The 25,579-nt window shown below is 45.4% G+C and carries 28 protein-coding genes; 1 reads left to right on the forward strand and 27 read right to left on the reverse strand.

Annotated elements, in window-relative coordinates; all coding sequences use genetic code 11:
- Positions 1 to 85: 85 nt before the first annotated feature.
- From spoIVB to ACH6C1_RS09355, 27 genes are all read right to left on the reverse strand, one after another.
- On the reverse strand, positions 86 to 1,351 hold the full coding sequence (gene spoIVB, locus ACH6C1_RS09225; protein WP_374076528.1) for a SpoIVB peptidase: 1,266 nt from the start codon (positions 1,349 to 1,351) through the stop codon (positions 86 to 88).
- Positions 1,352 to 1,508: 157 nt separating this feature from the next.
- Positions 1,509 to 3,233, reverse strand: coding sequence for a DNA repair protein RecN (gene recN, locus ACH6C1_RS09230; RefSeq protein WP_374076530.1), 1,725 nt, complete (start codon positions 3,231 to 3,233; stop codon positions 1,509 to 1,511).
- Between the two features lie 24 nt (positions 3,234 to 3,257).
- Positions 3,258 to 3,707 (reverse strand): transcriptional regulator AhrC/ArgR, encoded by a 450-nt coding sequence (ahrC, locus tag ACH6C1_RS09235; RefSeq protein WP_038561172.1) that lies wholly within the window; start codon positions 3,705 to 3,707, stop codon positions 3,258 to 3,260.
- Positions 3,700 to 4,557: a TlyA family RNA methyltransferase gene (locus ACH6C1_RS09240; protein WP_374076532.1), complete on the reverse strand. Its 858-nt coding sequence runs from the start codon at positions 4,555 to 4,557 to the stop codon at positions 3,700 to 3,702. The genes ahrC and ACH6C1_RS09240 overlap by 8 nt, the downstream gene beginning before the upstream one ends.
- A 4-nt stretch (positions 4,558 to 4,561) precedes the next feature.
- Positions 4,562 to 6,457 (reverse strand): 1-deoxy-D-xylulose-5-phosphate synthase, encoded by a 1,896-nt coding sequence (gene dxs, locus ACH6C1_RS09245; RefSeq protein WP_374076533.1) that lies wholly within the window; start codon positions 6,455 to 6,457, stop codon positions 4,562 to 4,564.
- Between the two features lie 288 nt (positions 6,458 to 6,745).
- Positions 6,746 to 7,633: a polyprenyl synthetase family protein gene (locus tag ACH6C1_RS09250; protein ID WP_374076535.1), complete on the reverse strand. Its 888-nt coding sequence runs from the start codon at positions 7,631 to 7,633 to the stop codon at positions 6,746 to 6,748.
- Positions 7,634 to 7,867: an exodeoxyribonuclease VII small subunit gene (locus ACH6C1_RS09255; RefSeq protein ID WP_374076537.1), complete on the reverse strand. Its 234-nt coding sequence runs from the start codon at positions 7,865 to 7,867 to the stop codon at positions 7,634 to 7,636.
- Positions 7,860 to 9,206 carry an exodeoxyribonuclease VII large subunit gene (xseA, locus tag ACH6C1_RS09260; RefSeq protein ID WP_374076539.1) on the reverse strand — a complete coding sequence of 449 codons (1,347 nt, stop codon included), beginning with the start codon at positions 9,204 to 9,206 and terminating at the stop codon, positions 7,860 to 7,862. The genes ACH6C1_RS09255 and xseA overlap by 8 nt, the downstream gene beginning before the upstream one ends.
- Positions 9,207 to 9,220: 14 nt before the next feature.
- Positions 9,221 to 10,081: a bifunctional methylenetetrahydrofolate dehydrogenase/methenyltetrahydrofolate cyclohydrolase FolD gene (gene folD / locus ACH6C1_RS09265; protein ID WP_366247130.1), complete on the reverse strand. Its 861-nt coding sequence runs from the start codon at positions 10,079 to 10,081 to the stop codon at positions 9,221 to 9,223.
- A gap of 14 nt (positions 10,082 to 10,095) precedes the next feature.
- Positions 10,096 to 10,479, reverse strand: a complete 384-nt coding sequence (gene nusB / locus ACH6C1_RS09270) for a transcription antitermination factor NusB (protein WP_095222562.1) — start codon at positions 10,477 to 10,479, stop codon at positions 10,096 to 10,098.
- A 123-nt stretch (positions 10,480 to 10,602) separates the two neighbouring features.
- Complete coding sequence (locus ACH6C1_RS09275) at positions 10,603 to 10,992, reverse strand: Asp23/Gls24 family envelope stress response protein (RefSeq protein WP_176465695.1); 390 nt, start codon at positions 10,990 to 10,992, stop codon at positions 10,603 to 10,605.
- Between the two features lie 23 nt (positions 10,993 to 11,015).
- On the reverse strand, positions 11,016 to 12,365 hold the full coding sequence (gene accC / locus ACH6C1_RS09280) for an acetyl-CoA carboxylase biotin carboxylase subunit (RefSeq protein ID WP_095222561.1): 1,350 nt from the start codon (positions 12,363 to 12,365) through the stop codon (positions 11,016 to 11,018).
- A 14-nt stretch (positions 12,366 to 12,379) separates the two neighbouring features.
- Positions 12,380 to 12,856, reverse strand: coding sequence for an acetyl-CoA carboxylase biotin carboxyl carrier protein (gene accB, locus ACH6C1_RS09285; protein ID WP_366247132.1), 477 nt, complete (start codon positions 12,854 to 12,856; stop codon positions 12,380 to 12,382).
- A gap of 111 nt (positions 12,857 to 12,967) precedes the next feature.
- Entirely contained in the window at positions 12,968 to 14,794 is a 1,827-nt protein-coding gene (locus ACH6C1_RS09290) for an ABC transporter ATP-binding protein (protein ID WP_374077182.1), read from the reverse strand.
- Entirely contained in the window at positions 14,788 to 16,494 is a 1,707-nt protein-coding gene (locus tag ACH6C1_RS09295; protein WP_374076543.1) for an ABC transporter ATP-binding protein, read from the reverse strand. Before ACH6C1_RS09295 ends, ACH6C1_RS09290 begins: the two co-directional genes overlap by 7 nt.
- A gap of 130 nt (positions 16,495 to 16,624) precedes the next feature.
- A complete protein-coding gene (locus ACH6C1_RS09300; protein WP_095222557.1) occupies positions 16,625 to 17,188 on the reverse strand; it encodes a SpoIIIAH-like family protein in 564 nt (187 codons plus the stop codon).
- 12 nt (positions 17,189 to 17,200) lie between these two features.
- Positions 17,201 to 17,845 (reverse strand): stage III sporulation protein AG, encoded by a 645-nt coding sequence (gene spoIIIAG / locus ACH6C1_RS09305; protein WP_374076545.1) that lies wholly within the window; start codon positions 17,843 to 17,845, stop codon positions 17,201 to 17,203.
- Positions 17,842 to 18,462, reverse strand: coding sequence for a stage III sporulation protein AF (gene spoIIIAF, locus ACH6C1_RS09310; protein ID WP_374076547.1), 621 nt, complete (start codon positions 18,460 to 18,462; stop codon positions 17,842 to 17,844). Before spoIIIAF ends, spoIIIAG begins: the two co-directional genes overlap by 4 nt.
- A gap of 11 nt (positions 18,463 to 18,473) precedes the next feature.
- Entirely contained in the window at positions 18,474 to 19,649 is a 1,176-nt protein-coding gene (gene spoIIIAE, locus ACH6C1_RS09315; protein ID WP_366247136.1) for a stage III sporulation protein AE, read from the reverse strand.
- A 13-nt stretch (positions 19,650 to 19,662) separates the two neighbouring features.
- Positions 19,663 to 20,061, reverse strand: coding sequence for a stage III sporulation protein AD (gene spoIIIAD, locus ACH6C1_RS09320; RefSeq protein WP_245609722.1), 399 nt, complete (start codon positions 20,059 to 20,061; stop codon positions 19,663 to 19,665).
- A gap of 4 nt (positions 20,062 to 20,065) precedes the next feature.
- On the reverse strand, positions 20,066 to 20,272 hold the full coding sequence (spoIIIAC, locus tag ACH6C1_RS09325) for a stage III sporulation protein AC (RefSeq protein ID WP_038561221.1): 207 nt from the start codon (positions 20,270 to 20,272) through the stop codon (positions 20,066 to 20,068).
- A gap of 23 nt (positions 20,273 to 20,295) precedes the next feature.
- A complete protein-coding gene (gene spoIIIAB, locus ACH6C1_RS09330) occupies positions 20,296 to 20,808 on the reverse strand; it encodes a stage III sporulation protein SpoIIIAB (protein ID WP_374076550.1) in 513 nt (170 codons plus the stop codon).
- A complete protein-coding gene (spoIIIAA, locus tag ACH6C1_RS09335; RefSeq protein ID WP_374076552.1) occupies positions 20,805 to 21,719 on the reverse strand; it encodes a stage III sporulation protein AA in 915 nt (304 codons plus the stop codon). The genes spoIIIAB and spoIIIAA overlap by 4 nt, the downstream gene beginning before the upstream one ends.
- A 120-nt stretch (positions 21,720 to 21,839) precedes the next feature.
- Entirely contained in the window at positions 21,840 to 22,397 is a 558-nt protein-coding gene (gene efp / locus ACH6C1_RS09340) for an elongation factor P (RefSeq protein WP_095222551.1), read from the reverse strand.
- Positions 22,398 to 22,423: 26 nt separating this feature from the next.
- Positions 22,424 to 23,485 (reverse strand): M24 family metallopeptidase, encoded by a 1,062-nt coding sequence (locus ACH6C1_RS09345; protein ID WP_374076555.1) that lies wholly within the window; start codon positions 23,483 to 23,485, stop codon positions 22,424 to 22,426.
- Positions 23,486 to 23,503: 18 nt separating this feature from the next.
- Positions 23,504 to 23,932, reverse strand: a complete 429-nt coding sequence (gene aroQ / locus ACH6C1_RS09350) for a type II 3-dehydroquinate dehydratase (RefSeq protein ID WP_093879611.1) — start codon at positions 23,930 to 23,932, stop codon at positions 23,504 to 23,506.
- An 84-nt stretch (positions 23,933 to 24,016) separates the two neighbouring features.
- Entirely contained in the window at positions 24,017 to 24,493 is a 477-nt protein-coding gene (locus tag ACH6C1_RS09355) for a YqhR family membrane protein (RefSeq protein WP_366247140.1), read from the reverse strand.
- Positions 24,494 to 24,612: 119 nt separating this feature from the next.
- Between ACH6C1_RS09355 and ACH6C1_RS09360 the strand changes: the two genes are divergently transcribed.
- Positions 24,613 to 25,557, forward strand: coding sequence for a DUF1385 domain-containing protein (locus tag ACH6C1_RS09360; protein WP_095222547.1), 945 nt, complete (start codon positions 24,613 to 24,615; stop codon positions 25,555 to 25,557).
- The last annotated feature ends 22 nt before the right edge of the window (positions 25,558 to 25,579 follow it).

The following is a 25,579-nucleotide window of genomic DNA, read 5'->3' on the forward strand; positions in this document are numbered from 1 at the left end:
AGGTGTTTCTTGTCTTTACAGTATACCGTATGACTTGAAAAAGAAAAAGACAATCCTATTCGAAAACGAACAGGAATTGCCTTTTTCAGCTTGCTTTTTTATCGCTTTTGTAAATGTCGATACCTGCTTCCTGCAGCATCCATTCAATATGGACACCATAACCGGACGTCGGATCATTAACGAATACGTGCGTAACTGCTCCAATAAGCTTACCATCCTGAATGATCGGGCTTCCACTCATCCCTTGCACGATTCCACCTGTTTTAGCAAGCAGACGTTTGTCTGTAACTTTGATGATCATACCTTTTGTTGCAGGATGATCCTGTGGTACGCTATTGACGATTTCCACGTCGAATTCTTCTATCTTCTCACCATCGACTACAGTCCGGATAACTGCTGGTCCTTTCTTTACGTCCTCGCTTAAAGCAATTGGCAGTGCTTTTTCCTCTTCATTTTGACGCATATCACTTTCCAATTTGCCGAAAATACCAAAAGGGCTATTCTTCGTGATGGTTCCGATATAATTGCGGTTCATGCTGAATTCAGCGAGTTTTTCCCCAGGTTTGCCATTGTTTCCTTTTTGAATGCTTGTTACATTAGATCTGACGATTGTACCGTCATGAATCTCAATAGGCTTTTGTGTATCCATATCCGATATGACATGGCCTAATGCACCATAGTTCTTCGATGCAGGATCATAGAAGGTCATTGTACCAATACCGGCTGCTGAATCACGGATATAGAGACCCATTCGGTACTGTTTATCCTTATCATCCAGCGCGGGATTAAGCTCAGTAGTCAAAACTTGGCTGCCGCGTTTCACTTCAATGCTGACAGGCTTACCTTCTTTACCAGCTTTTTCGATCAGCGGAGCAACTTCTTCCATCCTGTGGATTTCCTTCTCATCGATCTTCAACAGAATATCCCCAGTATAGATAGCCGCATCTTCTCCAGGAGATACACTTGCTTCGGCGGTTCTTACTTGGTGGTGACCGACTACAAGAACACCTAATGTATGAAGCTTGACTCCTACTGAATGTCCTCCAGGTACAATGCGGATATCTGACAATACATCAACAGATACCTTTTTTACAGGTATACTTCCTACCGTGTAAACGAGATCTTGTTTGCTTGTTGACTGGCCCTTAAAGGCATCTTGATCGATGGCTTCTATAGCCTTACCGTCACCAAAGGCTGGAAGAGCATCAGAAGGATCGTTATTTGAAAACAAAGTCATTGTTTTGGGTATGCTCAAAAAGGACTGTACTGGCTTTGTCAATGGTGCGGCTAATACTAGAGCCAGCAGACAAAGACCAATGGCGATGCGCAGTGCTGCTACCTTATTCTTCATTTTCTCATCTCCTAGAAGTCCTACCCCACAGCAGTTCATGCTTGTTTATGTACTTCTAGTTTGACTTTTACAGAGGCTTTTTAAACCCAGAAAACATCAGAAAAAGCGCCTATCTTTTCCTTTATTTAAAAGAAAAATCCTGCCATGTATGGCAGGATTATGATTGTTTGTATTGTCCAGCAAGGGTTATCAGTTCTCTTGCATGCTCTTTGGTCTTTTCTGTAAGCACAGTTCCGGTCATCATTCGGCTGATTTCTTCAACAGCAGTGTCTTGACCGAGCTCAGTCACTGACGTATGCGTGCTGTTGTTTTCTACATGCTTTTCAATTAATAAATGCGTATCCGCCATGGAAGCTACCTGCGGCAAATGCGTGATACATAATACCTGTGAGCCAACAGAGATACCGTAAATCTTCTCCCCTATCGCTTGGGCAACACGGCCGCTGACACCTGTATCCACTTCATCAAAAATGACACTCGTCACACCTTGATGCCTGGAGAAAATACGCTTCAGAGCTAGCATGATACGGGATAATTCCCCGCCTGAAGCTACTTTGTGCAACTCCTTCAAGGGTTCTCCCGGGTTGGTAGAGATATGGAATGTAATCGCGTCAAAGCCATCTGCTGTCAATTGGACAGGCATGCCATTCAATTCTGGATCACCAGACCTACCAGCCTTTAACTGTACGTCGACATGGAAACGCGCTTTCTCTAAATACAAATCCTTCAGCTCATCATGAATTGCGTCTGTTAACTGGACAGCTGCTTGTACACGCAGGTCATGAAGCTGTTTTGCTTCTAGCATTGTGTCTTCACCAAGATCGGCAATCTGCTGCTCCAGCTGATGAATGTGGGAGTCACGATTTTGAATCTGATCGATTTCATCCTCGATACTTGCTGCATATTCCAGGATTTCTTCGACGGATTGTCCATATTTCTTTTTCAATCGGTTTATTTCATTCAAACGCATTTCAATTTCATTCAATCGTTCTGGGTTGTAAGAAAGCGAATCAAGCTGACTGCTCAGCTGGAATGTGAGATCCTCCATCAGATAATATTGTTCACTGATCATCTGATGATGCTTCTGGATATCTTCATCATAAGAACTAGCGGATTCAAGACTAGCCAAAGCATGTCCAACCCAGTCCAAACCCTTTTGCTCTCCGTATAGCGCATTATATGCATCATGAAGGGCTTGATAAATACGTTCATAATTCATCAGCTTTGTACGCTCTTCCGTAAGCTGTTCATCTTCACCAGGCTGAAGCTCTGCTTCTTTCAATTCATTGTATTGAAATTTCAACAGATCAAGACGCTGGGCCATTTCCTGTTCGTTCGTATTCCATTCTTTATAACGTTTTTTCAATTTTTGAAGTTCTTTGAATTGAAGCGTATAAGCTTCCTTTGCCTTGCCGATTGCTTCTGCATCATATAAATCCAAAAGCTCGATATGCTTTTCAGCATCCATCAAGGATTGGGTTTCGTGCTGCGTATGGATATCGATCAATGATTTGCCGAATTCACGCAATATAGCCAAAGTCACCAGCTTGCCATTTACACGGCAAATACTTTTTCCGCTTGTCGTCATTGTACGTTCCATCACAACCATTCCATCATCAATATCCACACCAAATTGGGCACCTACCGCATAAATAGGGTGATCGGGTGAGTCAATGATAAAAAGACCTTCCAGCTCTGCTTTTTTCTGGCCGTGTCGGATGAATTCAACCGATCCTCTACCGCCGCTGAGCAGCTGGACTGCATCAATGACAATAGACTTACCTGCTCCCGTTTCTCCAGTCAGCACAGTAAGCCCTTCTTTGAAATGTATCCGAATATGGTCAATAATTGCAAAATCCTTAATCGAAAGTTCTGTAAGCATGGTATCCCCTCATTTCACTTCCGTTTACAGCATGGCCAGCAGTTTGTCTTTCACAAATTCTGTATCAGCTTCTGTACGGCAAATGATCAGAATCGTGTCATCCCCGCTGATCGTACCGAGAATCTCATCCCAATCCAGATTATCCAAAAGAACTGCAAGTGCATTCCCATTACCAGGAAGTGTTTTAAGTACAATAAAATGACTTGTCGTATCGATACTTACAAAAGCATCCATGATAAGCCGCTTGAGTTTTTCAAGCGGATTGAACCGATTGTCAGCAGGCAAGCTGTATTTGTAAGCTCCCTCGAAGGTTGGAACTTTGACAAGGTGCAGTTCCTTGATATCTCGGGACACAGTAGCCTGCGTCACATTGAAACCTAAATCCTTCAGATGGTCAACCAGCTCGTCCTGTGTTTCAATATCGTTGTTTGTGATCAACTCGCGAATTTTGATATGTCGTTGAATTTTACTCATTGTCTTCCTCCATCGCTTCCTCCGACACGCCTTTCTTCGCGGATAGTTGCTGATGCGCATCGTCGACGACTGCTCTAATTGCCTCTGTATCAGGGAATTCACCTGCAGTATCCTTTTCCAAAGCTAAGTGAGCCAGGAATTCGATATTGCCGTCCCCGCCAGTTATTGGTGAAAAAGTCAGTCCTTCATACTGAAAACCGAGCGATTCACTGAATTTCAATGTATCCTCCAGTACTTCTAAATGCACTTTCCGATCTCGTACGATTCCTTTCCTGCCTACTTGTTCACGACCTGCTTCGAACTGTGGTTTAATCAACGCGACAATATCGCTGCCTGGCGCTAGAATACCCTTCAATGCAGGCAAAATCAATCGCAGGGAAATGAAAGAAACATCAATTGACGCGAAATTCGGCAGTCCTTCTGTCAGCATATCTGGTGTGACATAACGGAAATTCGTTCTCTCCATTACTACGACACGCGGATCATTCCGCAGCTTCCAGTCAAGCTGATTATAACCGACATCAATCGCATAGCTGCGCGCAGCACCGCGCTGCAAAGCACAATCAGTGAAACCGCCCGTCGAGGAACCGATATCAACCATTGTCCGGCCTTCGACGCTGATTGCGAAATAATCCAAAGCCTTCTCCAGCTTCAATCCGCCTCGTCCTACATACGGAATCACTTTGCCTTTTACAGTTAAGTCAGCTGTTTCGTCAACTTTCATACCAGGTTTATCAAGACGGTCCTGGCCAGAATATACGAGTCCAGCCATGATCGTCCTTTTTGCTTTTTCTCTAGTTTCAATAAGTCCTCTCTCCACGAGGAGAACATCCAATCTCACTTTTGCCATTCACTCAAGCCCTTTGCTCTTCATTCATTCTTACAATTTTACGGAGTCTGTCGATTGCATTTTCCTTCGTTAATCCGACTTCCTCCATTTGTTCAGGAACACTGCCATGTTCAACAAAGTAGTCAGGTATACCCATTCGTCTGACAGAAGAAGCATTGTAGCCATTCTCCTCAGCAAATTCCATCACACCACTGCCGAAACCGCCTTTAAGTGCAGCTTCTTCCACAGTCAGGATCGGTAAATCCGAAGAGAAAATCTCATGAAGCATGGCCTCGTCCATCGGTTTGATGAAACGGGCGTTCACGACGCGAACAGAAATACCATCAGCGGCGAGTGATTCACTTGCCTCCATTGCCAGTGGAATTGTTGTCCCAAATGTCAGGATAACCGCATCCGTTCCTTCTCTTAGCACTTCCCAGCTTCCGATAGGCAATGCATGAGTTGTGTCATCTACTCGAACACCAAGTGCATTTCCGCGTGGGTAACGCAAGGCTATCGGCCCTTCTTCATGCGCCAAAGCAGTATGGACCATATGCTGTGCTTCATTCTCATCCTTCGGCATCATAATGGTGAAGTTGGGCATTGCTCGCAGGAACGATATGTCGTATACCCCCTGATGCGTCTCCCCATCCGCTCCAACAAAACCAGCTCGGTCGATTCCGACAAAAACATTCAGGTTTTGTCTTGCAATGTCATGAAGCAGTTGGTCATATGCCCGCTGCAGGAAAGTGGAGTAAATAGCAAGGAAAGGTTTTACTCCTTGTGTCGCCATTCCAGCTGCCATTGTTGTGGCATGCTGCTCTGCTATTCCGACATCAAAAAGACGATCCGGCATCTCTTTCTTGAAGTTTTCCAGTTTGGAACCAAGAATCATAGCGGGAGTAATGACTGCAATCCTTTTATCCGTACGTGCTTTCTCAAGGACGGCTTCACTGATCACCTTACTCCAAGCAGGAGCTGTAGCGGAGCTTTTGATTTTTTCACCGGATTCAATCTTGTATGGGCCGACTCCATGCCAATTATCTGTTTTATCACTTTCAGCAGGATGATACCCTTTCCCTTTTTGGGTAACAACATGGATGATTTTCGGTCCTTTTGTTTTCTTGGCGTAATTTATCGCTTCTTCAAGGTCTTGGAAGTTATGGCCATCAACAGGTCCGAAATAGGTGAATCCCAGTTCCTCGAAAAACATGCCGGGAACCATAAAATACTTCATGCTATCTTTCATCCGTTCTGCAGCATTAGCCAGCTTGCCGCCCACAGCAGGAATCTTTTTAAGCAGCGTTTCCATTTCATCCTTCGCCCGCTTGTACTTCCCTGCACTGCGCATTCTGCCGAGAACATGATGCAGTGCACCAACGTTATTCGCGATAGACATTTCGTTATCATTAAGGATGACAGTAATGTTCTTTTTTTCATCACCTATATTGTTCAGCGCTTCCAATGCCATTCCGCCTGTGAGAGCACCATCTCCAATAACCGGTACGACCTCATAATCCTCATCCATCATATCCCTTGCTGCAGCCATACCCATTGCAGCAGAAAGTGACGTAGAGCTGTGTCCTGTCTCCCATACATCGTGCTCACTCTCGATCCGTTTCGGGAAGCCGCACATGCCTTTATATTGGCGTAGTGTTTCAAAGTCTGCTGTTCTGCCGGTCAGTATCTTGTGAATGTATGCTTGATGCCCTACATCCCAGATAAATTTATCCTGCGGACTGTTGAATGCTTTATGCAGAGCTAGTGTGAGTTCCACGACACCAAGATTCGCACCTAGATGTCCCCCTGTGACGGACAGCTTCTCAATCAGAAATGTCCGGATGGTAGCTGCAAGTTCTTTTAGCTCCTCATTTGACATTTCCTTCAAGAATGCCGGGTTCTTAATTGCTGTTAAATCCATATAACCTTCCCCTTTTGTCACCGGCTTGATCAGCCTGACAGCATAGTATGAATAGGTACATTTCTGTGCCGGACGAAGAAATCAATCCTGTAGGTTTATACCCTGTTTCTATCTCCCCTACATCAATATCAGACATTTTCTGCACTTCGGCCGTGCAGGAGCCTATTTAAAAAGAGCCGCTAGCACATATGTGATAACGGCGTTTTCTATGTTCGTACGTATCAGTTCTGTCCTATATTCCTAGTAGCAATATATCACAGTTGGCTAGCAGCTTACAATCAATAACAGTCAGCTCGTCCTTCTACTTAGATATACGGTAAGCTCATGCAATCTGGAATCCTTGATATCCGCTTGCTCCAGACACTGGTGAGCCAAGCTGACGTATTTGTCCATCTGCGCCTTTGCTCCGTCAAGTCCTAGCAGCTTTGGATACGTGCTCTTCTTATTCCCTTCGTCACTGCCGACTGGTTTTCCGAGGACAGATGCGTCACCTGTAACATCCAAAATGTCATCCTGAACCTGGAAAATAAGACCGATATAGGTACCGAACTGTTTCATCAGCTCAAGTTTTTCCGGTTTTGCCCCGGCTAAATAGGCTCCGGCAACAATCGCATATGTTAATAACTTACCCGTTTTTAAATTATGTATTTGCTCTAATTCATGAAGCGTACTTTCTTTATCTTCCGCTTCCATATCCAATGCTTGTCCAGCAATCATGCCAGTTGGCCCAGCAGCTTCGGATAAATAAGACATCAGGTATACCTTTTCCTCTGGCTGTAACCCTGCAGCTTGCCCGATGACAGAAAAACTTCTTGTAAGAAGTGCATCACCTGCAAGAATCGCTGTTGCTTCCCCAAATTTCTTATGGTTCGTAAGCTGTCCGCGTCGGTAATCATCGTCATCCATTGCAGGCAGATCATCATGAATCAACGAGTAGGTGTGCACCATTTCAAGTGCAGCAGCGGCTGGAAGGACTTTATCGCCATGTCCGCCGAAGGATTCAAATGCTGCTCGCATAAGAATCGGACGCAGCCGCTTGCCTCCAGCCCGCATGCTATATAAAACAGATTGCGCTAGAGAGTCTGGTAGCATGTTATCTTTTTCGAGCAAGTTCATCATGTACTCGTTTAAGCGGTGCTGCTCTGCTTTCAAATAATCCTGCAACAATTCATTCACTTATTCTTCCTCCCGAACAGTGAATGGCTCGGTTTCGCCGGCATTATTCACGATTTCCACCATCTGCTTCTCGACTTGTTCGAGCTTATCGCCACAAATTTTGGAAAGCTTCATACCTTCCTGGTAATAGCCGATCGCCTGTTCAAGCGGGACATCCCCCTGCTCCAGCTTGCTCACAATTTCTTCCAACTGCTGCATTGCTTCTTCAAAGCTCTGTTTTTTCTCCTCAGCCATTTGTATCCTCCTTCACTTCCTTGACGATACAATCTATTGTGCCGTCCTCCAGATGGATTTGCACATCATCGCCTTTAGTAACCTGATTCACGCTCTTTAGAAGGGTATCTTGTTTGTACGAGATACTATATCCTCGCTTCATCGTTTCCAATGGGTTCAATAAAGAAAGCTTATTGATCTGATGCAGAAACTTCTGTTGTTCGCTTTCATGCCTTTTTTCCATCGCTTGCTTCAGCCTGGCTTGCAGGGCAGTTAGCTGCTGTCCGTAGTTCTGCGCCTGTTTTCCTGGATGAACAAGTGAAAGCCTATTAACCAAAGTGGTAAATTGCTGCTGTCGTGCTGATACCGCAGTCGCAGCTGCTCTGCTTAGACGATCGGAAAGCTTGTCCAGCTCTATCTCCTTCTGCCTGAGAAGCTGCTCAGGATAGCGGAATGCATAGGAACCTCGAAGTTTTGCCAATCTGTTTGCTTCCTGGGTGTAGCCTTGACGGATAACATAATGCATCCTGTTTGAGAGCTGGGCTAAGCGGTGCAGCAATTCTTCTCGGGCTGGAACAGCCAATTCAGCTGCACCGGTCGGGGTAGCTGCCCTGACATCGGCAACGAAATCACTGATGGTAAAGTCCGTTTCATGCCCGACTGCGGAAATTATCGGAATACTCACCCGGTGGATAGCGCGTGCGACGATTTCCTCATTAAAGCTCCAAAGCTCTTCGATCGAGCCGCCGCCTCTTCCGATGATCAGCACGTCAAAGTCATGCTCTTCTGCATAAGAGAGAGCTTGCACAAGTGATGGAGCTGATCGATCACCTTGTACCGATACAGGGAGAACCGTCACTTTAACAATTGGATACCGCCTTTTGATGGTCGTCAAAATATCCCTTACGGCTGCACCAGTCGGGGAAGTAATGACTCCAATATGCTCCGGATAAGCTGGGAGCGGTTTCTTGTGAGCAGCAGAAAATAAACCTTCTCTTTCCAGCTTCTCTTTCAGCTGTTCATAAGCTTGATACAGCGCTCCCACTCCATCTGGCTCCATATGCTGAATATAAAGCTGATATTGGCCCTGCGGCTCATATAAGCCAATTTCTCCGCGGATCAAAACGGTCATTCCGTTTTCGGGAACAAATTTCATTCCTTTGTTCTGACTTGCAAACATGACAGATTGTATCCGTGCTCCATCATCCTTCAATGTCATATACATATGACCGCGACTGTGGTGCTTGAAGTTTGATATTTCAGCCCTTAGCCAAATATCCTTCAAATGTTTGTCCGTTTCCAGCTTCCGCTTCATATAGCGTGTCAGGGCAGTCACGGTCAAATAACGGTCATCACTCATACTTTACCTGCTCCTTACACTACCGCTGCTGCTTGGCGTCTTGCTGCTTTGATTGTATTAAGCATCAGCATCGTGATCGTCATCGGACCTACACCGCCCGGCACTGGTGTTATGATAGAGGCAACTTCCTTCGCATGTTCGAAATCGACATCTCCTGTCAGCTTGCCTGCTGCATTCCTGTTCACACCTACATCGATGACGATGGCGCCTTCTTTGATATCTTCTGCTTTGATCATATGCTCACGTCCTACTGCCACCACAAGGATATCTGCTTGTTTTGTGAAGCTTCTAAGATCCGGTGTGCGTGAATGCGTATGAATCACAGTAGCATGCTCATTCAAAAGCAGCTGCCCGATCGGCTTGCCGACAATATTGCTTCTGCCGACGATGACAGCAGTTTTACCTGCAATCTCAACATCCTTCGACTTCAGCATTTGGATGATTCCGTATGGTGTACATGGATAGTATGTATCTTCTCCAAGCATCATTTTGCCAACATTGGCAGGATGGAAGCCATCTACATCTTTTTCTGGATCAATGCTGTCGATAACTGCTTGTTCGTCGATATGTGCCGGAAGAGGCAATTGGACTAGAATGCCGTTCACATTCGTATCCAAATTCAAACGCTGAATAAGATCCAGCAGCTCCGTCTGCGTTGTAGAACTTGGCAGTTCAATCAAATCAGAACTGATACCGATTTCGGCTGATGCTTTTTCTTTCCCTTTTACATAAGATCTGGAGGCAGGATCGTCTCCAACTAAGACAACGGTCAGATGAGGCAGAATATCTTGTTCTTTCAGTGCTGCTGCTTCTTGTTTCAGTTCTTCCCGAATCGTTGCTGCAAGTTCTTTTCCATAGATTAATTCTGCTGTCATGCTCATCCGCTCCCTTATTTTTTGATAATTCTAGATAGTACGCCGTTAACGAATTTGCCCGATTTCTCATCTCCGAATAGATTCGAAATCTCGATCGCTTCGTTGATGACTACGCCTTGTGGTACATCTGAATGATGCAGAAGCTCATATACTGCGATACGCAATGCTGTCTTTTCCACACTCGCTAGCCGATCGAATGACCAATTCTCTAAATGCTCGGCAATTTTTGCATCGATTTCAGCTTTATGCTCGATTACGCCATTAATAAGACTGGCCAAAAAAGCATTCTGCAAAGGCTCTCCTAATACATTTTCCACAGCCTCTTCTGGCTGAATATCGTTCATGTCCATCTGGAAGAGGACTTGGAAGGCAGTTTCCCGTGCCGTACGTCGTTTCATATTCTATCTCCTTTTAACTCATCTCATCAAATCATAACATGATATATAGGCTTAAATCTATCTTTGAACAAAAGAAAAGACCTCAGGGCCGAACCAGCCAAGGTCTTTTCCAGCGAAAACAGTCTATTCGACAGTGTCCGCTTTTTGATCGAGTTGTATACCTACTATATGGACATTGATCTCTTTGGTCGCAAGTGCCGTCATCGTCTGCAGCGCCTGACGGATATGCTGCTGAATGTCTTTGGCTACCTCGGGCATCCTGCAATCGGCACTGACCGTAATAAAGACGTCGATTGCCACTCCTTGTTCCGTGAGTTCAACCTTGATACCTTTACCATGTGCCTTCTTGCCGAGCTTTTCCGCCACACCAGTGGCAAAGCCGCCCCTCATTGCCATAACGCCCTTCACTTCACTTGCTGCAATTCCGGCAATCACCTCAATCACAGCAGGTGAAAGCATGACGTTGCCAAGTGCTCCCTTATGACCAATCGATACGAAGGATTGCTCCTGCAAAGATCTCACATCCTTTAGGTTATTTACTCCATGATTGTGTAATTTTCAAGGAAGTTCGTGTTGAAATCCCCTTCTACAAACACCGGGTGCTCCATCATACGTGAATGGAACGGAATCGTCGTATGCACACCTTCGACAGCAAATTCACTCAAAGCGCGCTTCATTCTGGAAACTGCTTCTTCACGTGTTTTGCCGAACGTGATCAGCTTCGCCACCATACTGTCATAGAATGGCGGAATAGAATAGCCCTGATAAGCTGCTCCGTCCACACGTACACCGAAACCGCCTGGTGCAAGGTAAAGATCGATTTTACCTGGTGAAGGCATGAAGTTCTTGAATGGATTCTCTGCGTTGATACGGCACTCGATAGCCCATCCGTTGAATGTGATATCTTCCTGCGCATAACGTAATGGCTCATTGTTGGCAATATGAATCTGTTCCTTGATAAGATCCACGCCTGTCACAAGCTCAGTCACAGGATGCTCCACTTGAATACGTGTATTCATTTCCATGAAATAGAATGTATGATCTTTACGATCAAAAATGAATTCAATTGTACCAGCACCAGAATAATCAACCGCAAGGGCTGCTTTCACTGCTGCTTCACCCATTTTCGCTCGGATTTCCGGTGAAACTGCTGGAGAAGGAGATTCTTCGATCAGCTTCTGCATACGACGCTGTACCGTACAATCACGTTCCCCAAGATGGATAGCATTGCCATGGTTATCCGCAAGCACCTGGATTTCCACATGACGGAAATCTTCTATGTACTTCTCTAAGTAGACACCAGGGTTGCCGAAAGCTGTAGCTGCTTCCTGCTGCGTAACACTGATTCCTTTTACAAGTTCTTCTTCCGTACGGGCGATTCGGATACCTTTACCGCCTCCGCCAGCTGTCGCTTTGATGATGACTGGATAGCCAATCTGTTCTGCAACTTGCTTGCCTTCTTCTGCGTCTGCAACGATACCGTTTGAACCGGGCACTACTGGAACACCAGCTTCCCGCATCGTTTCACGAGCAACGTCCTTTGTTCCCATCTTGTTGATGGCATACGCACTAGGACCAACGAATGTAATGTTGCATTCGGCACATAGCTCTGCAAAATCTGGGTTCTCTGCTAAAAATCCATATCCAGGATGGATTGCATCGACACCAGTCAGCGTCGCTACGCTAATGATATTCGAGAAATTCAAGTAACTTTCTTTACTTGCTGCCGGACCGACACAATAGGCTTCATCCGCCAGCTGTACATGTAATGCTTCTCTGTCTGCTTCCGAATAGATTGCGACCGTCTCTATATCCATCTCTTTGCAGGCACGGATAATCCGGACAGCAATCTCACCTCGGTTGGCAATCAATAATTTCTTAATCACAACGAGTCAACCCCTTAGTTAGCCTTCACTCTGAACAGAGGTTGTCCATATTCAACAAGCTCTCCGTTTTCCACTAGTACTTCTACGATTTCACCAGATACGTCTGCAGTGATTTCATTGAATAGTTTCATCGCTTCCACGATACATACAACTGTATCTTTCTCCACTCGCTCACCGACGCTTACGAAAACATCAGAATCAGGATTTGGTTTGCTGTAGAAAGTACCGACCATCAATGATGTGATTTCGTAATCATAATTCTTTGCAGCTGCTTCTGGAGCTTGCGCTGCTGGCTCAGGCTGCGCAGCAGATACTGGTGCCTGCGGAGCACTTACGGCCGGCTGAACTGGCGCTGGTGCCGCTGCAACTTGTACAACTTCTTTGTTTTTGCGAAGGGAGACTTTTTCCCCTTCAGTTTCATAATCGAATTCATCTATTGAAGATTGGTCAATTAAGGTGATAAGTTCTTTCAATTCTTCTAATTTAAGCATATTGGCACTCCTTTACAATGGTCCTGCAAAATGATTCCTACAGATTTAATCACTAACATATTTTACGCAAACGTTAAAAAAATCGCAACACCTACGATTAATCGGGGAGTATCAGCTGCTCGAAGCATGCTGTGTTTTCTCATTCTGCAGTGCAGAATAGAAGCCTTTTTGCTCCATCAGCTCATGATGGCTCCCTTGTTCTTTAATTTCGCCATCCTGCAGCACAAATATCTTGTCGGCCTGTTCGATTGTATTAAGTCGATGCGCCACTACAATACTTGTACGCCCCTCCATCAACACTTTCATAGCTTGCTGGATCCTGAGTTCTGTAATCGTATCAATACTGGATGTTGCTTCATCCAGCAAGAGGATATCCGGATCCTTCAATAACGCTTTGGCAATGGACAGCAGCTGACGCTGCCCGTGACTAAGACCGCCGCCATCCTGCCCCACTACCGTTTCATATCCTTCCGGAAGTCTGGTAATGAACCGGTGAGCATTGGCTGCTTTGGCTGCTTCTATCACTTGATCATCTGTAGCATCCAATTTACCATAGCGGATATTCTCAAGGATAGTACCTTTGAACAAGAAATCCTGCTGCAAGACAACGCCGATTCGATTACGGTAGCTGTCAAAATCCAGCTCAGGAAGCGGGTTATCATCTATTGTTACCTGCCCTTGATCAGGCTGATAAAAACCAGCAATCAAATTCATGATAGTTGTTTTCCCAGATCCGGTTGGGCCGACGAATGCTGCCATTTGCCCCGACTGAACAGAGAAACTGATATCCTTCAAGGCAGGTTCTCCTTCATACGTGAATGTCACATTCTCAAAGCGTATATCTCCTCGAAGTTCAGATACTGTTTGTTTCGCCGTTTCTTCGTGTTCTTCCTGCTCGTCCAAAATCCCAAAAACCCGTTCTGCACCGGCAAGAGCCGAGAACAAGGAATTAAATTGGTTCGCCAAGTCATTCAACGGCCGAGTGAATTGCCTTGAGTATTCCAGGAAGATGACAATCGTCCCTACAGTTATACCCGCACGTCCATACCCAATAAGGAGAGCACCAGCGCCGGCAATGACCGCAAAACTAATGTTATTCAGCATATTCATCCACTTCGGAATGAAGCCGGAAAAAGTTTGAGCCCAGAATCCCGCATGCTGCAGTTGTTCTGTTTTATTGCGAAAAATATCCGTCACTTTGCTCTCTTGAGCATATGCTTTAATGACTGCCTGGCCGGATATACTTTCTTCTGCAAAACCGTTCACACTGCTGACAGCTTGCTGCTGTGTTCTGAAAGCATGCCGGGTTCGGTTAGTGATCCATTTGATGCCGATGAACATGATGGGTACAACGAGCAGCGTGATGATCGTAAGTACTGGGCTAAGCATGACCATTACAACGAGTATACCGATAAAGGTAATGATACTGGATACGATCTGAACCATCGACGTATTCAGCGTCGTCGAAATATTATCCACATCATTCGTCATCCGGCTCATAAGCTCTCCGTGCTGCCGCTTATCAAAGAAAGCAAGCTTCAATTTCTGCAGATGGACAAAAAGATCCTTCCTGATCGAGTACACAGCTGTTTGCGAGATGGTGATCATCCAGTAGCCTTGCAAAAATGTCATGACAGCAACAGTGAAATAAATCAGCAGCAGCCAGCTCAATTGCTGCAGAAGATATCCGGCCGTATAATCCCCACTTACAAATCTGTCAACGATATGCCCCAGAATGACAGGACCAGCCAACGCCAGAATAGAGCTTACAATAATCATACCTAGCGTACTGAAAAGCAGACGTCTCTCGTGAAGCATGTATTGCCAAATTCTTAGCAGAGTATCTTTAGGATTTTCTACTTTTGCTTTCTGTTTACGAGCGTTTGCATTATATGCCGGCCGTTTATATCTGAACGCTTCCGATAACTTTTTCATAATGTCGCCTCCCTCTGCTGCTGGGAAGCCCGAATCTCACGGAACAGCTCTGATTGCTCCAAAAGCTCATCTGCTGTGCCATATGCAGTTCGCTTTCCTTCTTCTACGATTAAGATCCGATCACACTGCATCGCTGTACTAAGCTTTTGTGTGACAAGTACCGTCGTACAGTGGTAGCGCTTGAGCACCTCCAATAGTTTGCGTTCTGTCTGCAAATCCAGAGCGCTTGTACTATCATCCAATAGAAGAAGTGACGGCTGTAACAGCAATGCTCTCGCAATCGTAAGCCGCTGTTTTTGTCCGCCCGAAAGATTGATTCCATTTTGCCCGAGTTTGGTATCCAGCTTATCTGGCAATTTGTTAATCGTGCCATAAATTTGCGCATCCTTTGCAGCACGTATAATTGCTTCATCGCTTGCATCAGGTACTCCCCAGGCGATATTCTCCCGGATTGTACCAGAAAATAATTGGACATCCTGGGAAACGAAACCGACTTGTCGGCGAAAAGACCTGCTGTCCAAGCTAGATAAAGGTGTATCGTCTGCCAATACTCTTCCGTTGTCAGGTTCGTATAAACCAATCATAAGATGCAATAAAGTTGATTTGCCGGAGCCTGTTTCCCCTAATATAGCGACACGTTCACCAGGATTGATTTTCATCGTGAAATCTTCAATGACCGGTACTTTACCATTTGGATATCTGTAGCTTACCTGCTCTAAGTCTATCTTTCCGCGATAAGTTTCAGATGTCGTCTCTCCATCATCTGAAGGAGGATCCAATTCCAGAATTGCAGCAATTCGTGTGCTGGATGCTTTTGCCCGTGCATAAAACGTAATCAGCATGCCGACAACACTCAATGCTCCTGTAATCCTTGTTGCATAGTTAACGATCGCAACTATATCGCCGACATTCGTTTGCTGCTGTATGCCGCCAATATATAAAATGGCCAAAATAGCGATATTCATCACCAAAGTGAGCAAAGGTACCGACAATTCCGTATAGCGAAATGCTTTCAGCATATTCTGACGCAGCTCATTGCTAGCCTGCTCAAAGCGATTTTGTTCATGCTCCTCTCGGGCAAAAATCCTGATAAGCCGGAGCCCGACAAGGTTTTCACGCATCACATGATTAACTTTATCCACACCGCGCTGCACAGTCCCGAAATAACGGATGCTCCGTTTCATGATGAAACGCAGAAAAATCAGCAGAATAGGAATGACAATCAGTAGTATAAGTGCAATCCTGGCATTCACTACAAATGCCATAACGGTTCCTCCGATAATCAGGAAAGGTGCCCTGATCATGAAACGGAAGAACATGACAATAGTAAGCTGAATTTGGTTGACATCATTTGTCAGTCTGGTTAAGAGTGTACTGGTGCCAAAATGCTGGATATCCTGAAGCTCCGCCTGCTGGACCTTTTCATACATTTGATCCCGCAGCTCTTTTCCAACACTTTGACCAAGATGATCGGCAAAGAAAATATTGATGATTCCAGCTCCGAATCCTATAATTGCAATGGCCACCATTCCCAGGCCCAGCTCGATTACAAGTCCATTATTGCCAGCGGCAATGCCGTCATCAATGAGCTTTTGCAAAAGAAATGGCTGCACAAGTTCAACGGAAAGCTCCATCATGATAAAAACCAATGAAGTTACGATTATGAGCCAATAAGGTTTAATATAACTGAATACTGTCTTCACTGCTTACGCCTTCTCCCTGCTTATGTATAGCCTGCTGCTAATCATACCCTAGCATACCACCACTCTAAACAAAATCGTACTAAACACCCTCCTATAGAAAAAGGAGCATTCCATGAATGCTCCTCCCTGGTTATTTCTGCGGAATGTATTTTACATCCACGTTGGCACCTGCGAATTCATCTGCAGCCATCTGCATGATGCTATTGGCTTCTTGTGCTGTCATTTTGTCGGCTTTTACGGTAACCTGTACATGTCCATCTTCTGCCCGGACAAGCACTTCCTCATAGCCTTTCTCTGCAATGATTGATTCTTCCAGGATGGACTCTTTCGATGCGAATTGCTCCATCAGTTCGATTTGGCTGACTGCTTCATTCTTTTCTTCTGTGCTTGTGGAAGAGCTGGCAACAATTTCTTCAAGTCTCGTTTTTGCTTCGCTTCGCTGATCCATTGTCTGCATCCGGATGCTGGCAAATAGTTCATCTACATTAGCCGGTTCAGTCGTTACATCGGCTTCTCCTTCTTCTTTGGAACCAGTTTCCCCAGAGTCGCCGGCTGTTGTGCTCGTCCCACTTTCATCCGCTTTATCATTTATAAAAGCCAGTTCGTCCCCGTTCGGAGAAGTCATATAATAGACACTTAATACGATCAGCAAGCTCAGCATCGTCAATAGCCATACTGTTTGTTTCTTCAACATCCCAATTCCCCCTTAATTTTTCGGCATGACCGAAATTCGATGTGTCGGTACATCCAGCACTCGTGATACAGCTTCCACAACCCATTCCTGAACTGTTGCTTGTTCTGTCCCCTTTGCAACAACAAGCACCCCTCTCACTTCTGGCTTTCTTGTTTCAACCAGCAGCGGCACTTCTTGATCTCCTTGTCTGACGAGCACTACCTGCTGTTCCTCATTTTCATCCTCCACTACCCGTTCGCCGCCATTTTGGTCGGTTTCTTCGGATGTCTGCTGGCCGATGATCAGATTTTTTTCATAAATCTTCTGATGGGTGCTGTTCAGATTGACCATTACTTCCACTTCGGAAACACCTTTGATTTTTTCCAGCAGGCCGACCAGGTCTTGCTCGTACGCTGCTTCCAAATCTGTAGTCGAAGCCGAAGAAGCGTCGGTTTCTTTCTTTGCGAAAGTCTCTTCTGTTTCTGCTGCTGATTCATTTTGAATCTGCTTGGTGTTTTGTCCATCTGGCTCCTTCTGTCCCGTGAATAAGCCGCTTACGAGTAAAAGCAAAGCACCTAGCAGTCCGACAATGACCAAATATCCAAGCTTTGTCGGTTTCTTATTCTGGGAATCTTTCAGCTTCCACTGTTCGGAAAGCTTGTCTAGTAATTTCTTCATCCTGTCCCCCCTTTTTGGGTGACCTCAAGTGGCAGATCTTCAAGCTCCCAGATTTCGGCCAGATAGGATTTCACTCTCTCCATGTCCTCGGTCTGTTCATTTGCTTCGATAGGACGGGAACTGTCGATGACGACGTCGCTGATTTCTCCTTCCGGTAATCCCTGGTCGGTATCCTGCACCGTTACTTGGATGGAATCGATTGCTTCGGTCGTTTCCTCATCCTCTCCCTCCTTAAAGGCCACTGCGATGTCTGTAATTTGCATATGAAACTTCTCTTGCAGCGTTGGATTTGCTTGGTCCTTCAATTGGACAGCCATCTGTTCCTCAATATATGCGCGCTGTACGGAATCTATTTCACTTTTCTTCTCTTCTATTGAATTTTCTATCGAGGGGGCGTCTGTCAAAGCAGCAAAGCCTTCCATTGCTTCTTGCACCGCTCTCGTTGAATCTACCTGGAATAATGCGAAAACTGGTTTAAGGAATAACAGGAGCAGCATGAGCCCCATGACCAGCTTGACGTATTTGCGGATATCGGTATCTGGTAAAACCATATCCAGTACAAAAGCGAGAAGGATGAACAGAATGATCTGCATCACCCATGATTGCAAGGCTTCCAAGTGACCAGCTCCTATCTCAGCATTAATGTGACATTGCTCGAAGCCACAATGATGACAATGGCAATGAAGAACATGAACGCGACTACGAGCAGACAAGCGAATATATAAAGGATATACTTACTCATCACTTGCATCGATTTGATGATCGGTCCGTCACCTAGCGGCTGCAGCAAGGCTGCGGCAATTTTGTAGATAAGTGCGATAGCGAGAATCTTGATTGCCGGAAACAACGAGATTGCCAAAACGATCAGCACCCCGACAATCCCGATTGCGTTCTTCAGAAGCAGTGAAGCACTAAGCACAGTATCAGTAGCATCGGTGAACATACGGCCAATGACAGGTATGAAGTTTCCGGTAACGAATTTGGCTGTCTTCATCGCTACACCATCCTGTACCGCTGTAACGGCACCTTGGACGGAGATGACACCAAGAAAGACAGAAAAGAAAATACCCAACAGCCATAGTCCGATGTTTTTCAATAAATCGGCGAGCTGGGTTACTGGATACTCTTTGTTGATTGTACTGACTAGATGCAAGAGAGCACTCATGAGGAATAATGGAATGATTATCTTTGCGATCAATAGCCCGCTGGCGTGGATAAGGAAAACAATGATAGGATGAAAGAAAGCAACGGCAGATAAACTGCCAAACGAAGCCATCAATCCAAGCAGCAGCGGAATCAAAGCCAGCATGAAATCACTCATACCATTGATAGCTTCCATTGCGTAATTCACCGACAAACGGAAGCTGTTCAAAAGAAGTGTCAGAAGGACCATACATACGATCAAATAAGCGACTTTGCTGATTGAACCTTTATTGAATGCGGTTTGGATTGTCTGGAGGATGCTGCTGAATAAAGTTAAAAGAATCAAGATACCAAGCAGCTTTCCATTGAGCAGCAGCTCATACAGCAGATATTCAAAAAGCCCCTTCAACCATGATTGGATGGAGATATCTCCTTGCTGCTTGATAAAATCAACGAAAGAGCCTTTCTCCAGTTCTGGTATAAACTGGCCGTACTTGTCTGATAAAAGCTCCCAATAACCCGTGAGTTCTTCAGTCGGCAGACTGTCGAATGCTGTGATCGCAGCCTCCTGTTCTTCTGCTTGGCCTGTCTCCGCAAAAGCAGCTGATGGAAGTGCAAGAACACCAAACAAAGCAAAAAGAAATACCAAGCAGCGTTTCAACGTATCCAGCTCCTTATCCGCCCGGCATGAAACTCATGATTGTCTCGATGACCGCTGTCAGAATCGGTATGGCCACCGTTATGATAATGATTTTTCCGGCAAGCTCTATTTTTGCAGCAATTGCTGATAATCCGGCATCTCGTGTTAGATGCGCACCAAATTCCGTGATATAAGCAATGCCGATGATTTTCAAGATCGTTTTGATATAAAGACCTTCCACATTTGCCCGTTCACCCAGCTGTTCAATCAGAAGCAGAATGCCAGTAATCTTTTGCAGGATGAACAGGAAAATGATGATGCCCGTCACCACGACAACAAAAAATGCAATCGATGAATTTTGTTCTTTTACAATCAAGGCAAGCAAACTTGCTACAATGCCAATGGATACGATTATAATGATATCCATCTTAATCGCCTCATCCCTGGAATAAAAACACCGACTTGATCTGCTGGAATAGTTCCGATAATTTGCCCAAGACGATGAGCAGTACCAGGATGAAACCCATCAGTGTCGTGAATTGTGCAATCTCTTCCTTTCCCATTTGCTTCAGTACAGTATGAATGATTGCGACGATCATCCCGATACCTGCGATTTGAAATAGAATCATTGCTTCTCCGAGCATAGCGGACTCCTTTCCTACCTCGTTCAGATAAGCAGTAGTACGATCAGCAAACCTGTCAGGAATCCAAGGTTACGGATCATTTTTCCATAACGCTGACTCGCTTCTTCTGATTCCTCCAGCTCCCGTTCCAGGTGGGTTCTGGCCAGCTGGATATGCTTTTGCTGCTGTTCAAAGTCGTGCTGGCCAAGTGTACGGCCGAATTGCAGCCAAACATCCTTTTCAGCGGGTTTCAGTGCTGTTGTGCCTATCCAAGCCTCTGTCGTCTCTTCCCAGCAGTCATAGAGACCTGCCGGATGCAGCTGCAGCTTATCAGATAAAGATTGAAAAAAGGAAGCTGCCGGATACGGAACCTGTTTGGCCAGATTTTCGCTTGTTTCAATGATGCTTGTCTGACTGTAGAGTATTTCTGCCTCCATCACCTGCAGACTGCTGATCAGCTGGCGGATTTGCTTTGGTCGCTGCTGCAGTTTGCGGGACAGCTCGAAACCTACCCAAGTTGCGGCAATAAGCACAAGTATTGCTCCTATCCACTTCATGCGTTTGCACCTGCCGGGCTAGCTGTTTCCAGCAAAGCTTGTACTACGCCAGGAGACATGCCCTTCTTCAAAATGACGATGCGTTCGAATACTTTCTGTTCGAATAAGGGCTTTAAAGAAGGACGTTGACGGATGGAATCCAAGCTGTCACCGTGAACACTGCATACGATCCTCACACCTGCATGCAAGGCTTCCTGCAATGCCTGGACATCCCGTTCGCTTCCAATCTCGTCCGCCACTATTACATCAGGGGACATCGATCGGATCAGCATCATTAAACCCTCTGCTTTCGGACAGGCATCCATGATATCCGTCCTTTTTCCAAGATCATGCTGCGGTATGCCATTGATGCTTCCTCCAATTTCAGAGCGTTCGTCAACGACTGCAGTCTTCAACGCCGGATATTGCTGCCAGCCTGTTGATAGAGAACGGACTATATCACGAAGAATGGTCGTTTTACCAGACTTCGGCGGTCCTATGATAAGCGTATGGCGACAAGTGCCGTCAGGCTTGTACAAGGAAGACATGATTTTTCCCGCTGCTCCTGGTCTTGCTTTGGCAATTCTTATATTGAAGGAGGATATATGCTTAAGAGCTTTTACGACACCGCCCTCTGTATTGACCTGCCCGCTCAATCCGACGCGATGCCCTCCTGCAATGGTGATATAACCTTCTCGCAATTCATTTTCAAGTGCATATAAAGAAAAATCACTCAATTGATTCAGCATGAACCGAGCATCTGCAGCCTCCATTAGCGAAGCTTTAATCCATTCAGTTCCGTCATCGAAGCACAACTCAAGCTGCTGATTCGTCCGGCAGCGAATTTCCTGCAGCTTGTCCCATCGTCTCCCTACTTTTTCTGACAAGAGAGCTTGTAAAGGCGGTCGAAACAATTTCTGGATTTCCTTCATTCTGCTCACCTCTAACTTCGATTGGACACGTTGTCCATACTGTAATGTATGTGCCTCTGAATGGTTTATGCCACAAAAAAAGAGCCCCTTCCCATGTTGGGAAGAGGCCCTCTCGCTGTCTTATGCACGTGATACGTATTTTCCATCTGAAGTGTTGATGATAAGTACATCGCCTTCGTTGATGAAGAAAGGTACTTGCACACTCAAACCAGTTTCTACGATAGCTGGTTTCGTACCGCCGCTTGCAGTATCACCTTTGATACCTGGTTCTGTTTCTACAACTTTCAATTCTACGTTATTCGGAAGATCTACACCAAGTGTTTCACCACCGAAAGTCATAACACTGATTTCCATGTTCTCTTTCAGGAATTTCAGCTCATATTCGATCTGCGCTGTAGATAGTTCCAGCTGATCGTATGTGTCGGTGTCCATGAAAGTATGTGTTTCACCAGAAGCATAAAGATATTGCATCTTTTTATGTTCGATATGTGCACGAGATACTTTCTCTCCAGCACGGAATGTTTTTTCCTGGATGTTACCATTACGCAAATTACGCAGCTTAGAACGTACGAATGCCGCACCCTTACCTGGTTTTACGTGCTGGAAATCGATAACCTGCCACAGGCCATTATCTACTTCGATTGTTAAGCCCGTACGAAAATCGTTTACTGAAATCATTGTTTTCCTCCTTCGAAAAACGGCTGTTACAAAGTAATTAAATCTTTAGTGGAGAACGTCAGGCGTTCACTGCCATCAGCTGTCAGCACGAGATCATCCTCAATTCGGCATCCGCCTACTTCCGGTATGTAGATCCCCGGCTCTACTGTAACAACCATTCCCGGCTTCAATACCGTATCGGAACGGAAGGATAGAGCTGGCGATTCGTGTACATCCATACCGAGCCCATGTCCGGTTGAATGTCCGAAGTACTGACCGTAGCCTTTTTCGGAGATATAGTCTCGTGTGAGCGCATCGGCTTCTTTACCAGTAATACCTGGTTTCACGCCTGCTACTCCTCGAAGATTCGCCTCTAGTACTATATCATAAATTTCACGTAATTTGTCACTTATCTCACCTACTGCAAAAGTTCGGGTGATATCCGAGCAATATCCATTGTAAAGGGCACCATAATCAAGCGTAACCAATTCGCCCTTTTGAATCTCCTTATCTGATGCTACACCATGCGGCAATGCGGAACGGTATCCGGAAGCGACGATCGTATCGAAACTGGATTGTGTCGCGCCCTGCTTGCGCATAAAGAACTCAAGCTCGTTGGAAACTTCGATTTCCTTCATGCCTGGCTTCACGAAAGTAAGGATATGTGTATATGCTGCATCGGCAATCTCGGCAGCGGTCTTCATGATAGCAAGCTCTGCCTCTGATTTGATCAGACGCAGCTCCTCAATCAAGCCTGATGCAGGAATGAGGTCTGCATGTACAGCATTCTGAAACTGCTGGTACAGTGCGAAAGTAACATCTTCATGCTCAAATCCAGCTTGCTGAGCACCTTCTTTAAGAAGCTGTGCAGAAGCTTCCTGAATGATGGACTGTTTATGCTCGATGATCTCAAAATCAGGAGCTTGTTCTGTTGCCTGCTCAATATAACGGAAATCAGTGAGGAACAGCTGCTTCGATTTAGTGATGATAAGAAGGCCTGCACTTCCGGTAAAGCCTGATATGTATCGGCGGTTCTGTGCACTCGTTACGATGAATGCGTCCAAGTTCTTCTTTTCCATTAAGGCACGTAATTTCTCTAATTTCTCCATCTGTTTCTTCCTCTCCCTTTATTTCTCCAGCAGCGCTAAAGCCGCATATCGGTATCCTTTAATACCTAAACCGACGACCTGACCTTTACACACGGATGCCAGCATCGAATGATGACGGAATTCCTCCCGCGTATGGATATTCGATATATGCACTTCCAGTACCGGAATCGGGACACTCGCAATTGCATCCCTGATAGCGATGCTAGTGTGCGTGTAGGCCGCGGCATTCAGGATAATTCCGCTGCAAGTACGGCCAGCCTCCTGAATCTTGTCGACCATCGCACCTTCGTGATTCGATTGAAAGTCCTCCAGTTCATATCCAAAGCTGTCTGTCACTTTTTTAACTTCCGCAACTACGTCAGACAGCGTGTGACTTCCATAAATACCAGGTTCCCTCGTTCCGAGCAAATTTAAATTCGGTCCATTGATCAACATTAAGCGATTCACGTTCTTCATCCTTTGGTTACATTATTTTAACTTTCACATAGTGTAACATAAGACGAAGGCTTTGTGATTGAAAATTCGAAATGCTTAATTATCCTGGTATGCTTCACTTTGCTGGTATTCGAAGCTGATGCTGTATCCGATAAATACAGCATAAAGCAAATACAAGCACATTGTCGTGATATTTGCATTCCGATCTGCTTGGAATGCACTATCCACGCCATGGATAATCGGGGCAAGCACCAACTGGACAAGAACCCAGAGCACCACACCGAAAATTAAGCTGGGGATGATTCCTTGCTGTTTTTTCAAGAACAGGAAATACAAGTAGGCAATCAAGATGGATAGAATACCGACTATGAAAATGCTGATCAGCTCAGCCACCCAAGTGTCAGCCCAAGGCATCCAAACCCAGGAACGGAGGACGAAATCCGCCACAGACAAGTCGGTAAAATGAAAGAAGTATGCTACCCATGCGATGGCTGACCAAAGCACGCCGCCGACGAATCCGGTAGCGACGGCACTTCTATTAAAACGTGATGCGGTTTTGCGGTTTTGCTGCATAAAATTCACCTCAATACGTAGCATGCCTTAACCAAACGATTTTAATCACAGATGCCATCTAGTGTTATCTGTATTTTTTTAGTAAAATAGAAGGAAATCGAAACGAGGCTGGTGAAATAATGTCAGATAAACAAACCAATACCTATGGCGGGCAAGCCGTCATTGAAGGTGTCATGTTTGCGGGAAAAAACAGCTTCGTTACTGCCGTTCGCAGAAATGACGAGAGCATAGACTACTTAACCGTCGAACGCCAAGACAATCCGAAATTATCCAAGCTGAAAAAGATACCTATACTGCGAGGAATCGCAGCGATCATACACGCTAGCGCCAATGGCACGAAGCATCTGAACTTTTCTTCAGAACGTTACGGGGTCAATCCTGAGGACGATGCACAGATAGTTCCAGAGGAGAAAAAATCAAAGCTGGCAATGATCATTGGTATCGGTGCCGTTGGTGTACTATCCTTTATCTTCGGGAAATTGATCTTCACACTGACTCCTGCACTCGTCGCGGATTTCTTCGACAAGTGGCTTCCTTCCAGGTTCGAACAAGTTGCACTGGAAGGTTTCCTGAAGCTTATCCTGCTTCTTGCCTATGTTTATCTCGTTTCCCTGACACCATTGATCAGACGTGTATTCCAATATCACGGCGCTGAACATAAGGTGATCAACTGTTACGAAAACGGTCTGCCTCTTACGGTAGAGAATGTACAAAAGCAATCCAGGCTTCATTATCGATGCGGATCAAGCTTTATGCTGTTCACTGTCATAGTCGGGGTGATTGTGTATATGTTCGTTGCCACAGATCCGCTATGGTGGCGTATGGTGAACCGTATCCTGCTTCTGCCGCTTGTCATCGGTCTGTCCTTCGAGGTACTGCAGCTGACGAATAAGGTTCGTGATATCCCTGTTCTTCGCTTCCTTGGCTATCCAGGCCTATGGCTGCAGCTGGTCACGACAAAAGAGCCAAAGGATGATCAAGTGGAAGTTGCCCTGGCTTCTTTCAAAAAAGTGCTTGAAAATGATTCTGTACAGGTGAATAGTGGTATAAAGATAGTAAGATAACGAAACCATGTCACCATCAAGG

The sequence above is a fragment of the Terribacillus sp. JSM ZJ617 genome (assembly GCF_044383785.1).
Taxonomy (GTDB): domain Bacteria; phylum Bacillota; class Bacilli; order Bacillales; family Amphibacillaceae; genus Terribacillus.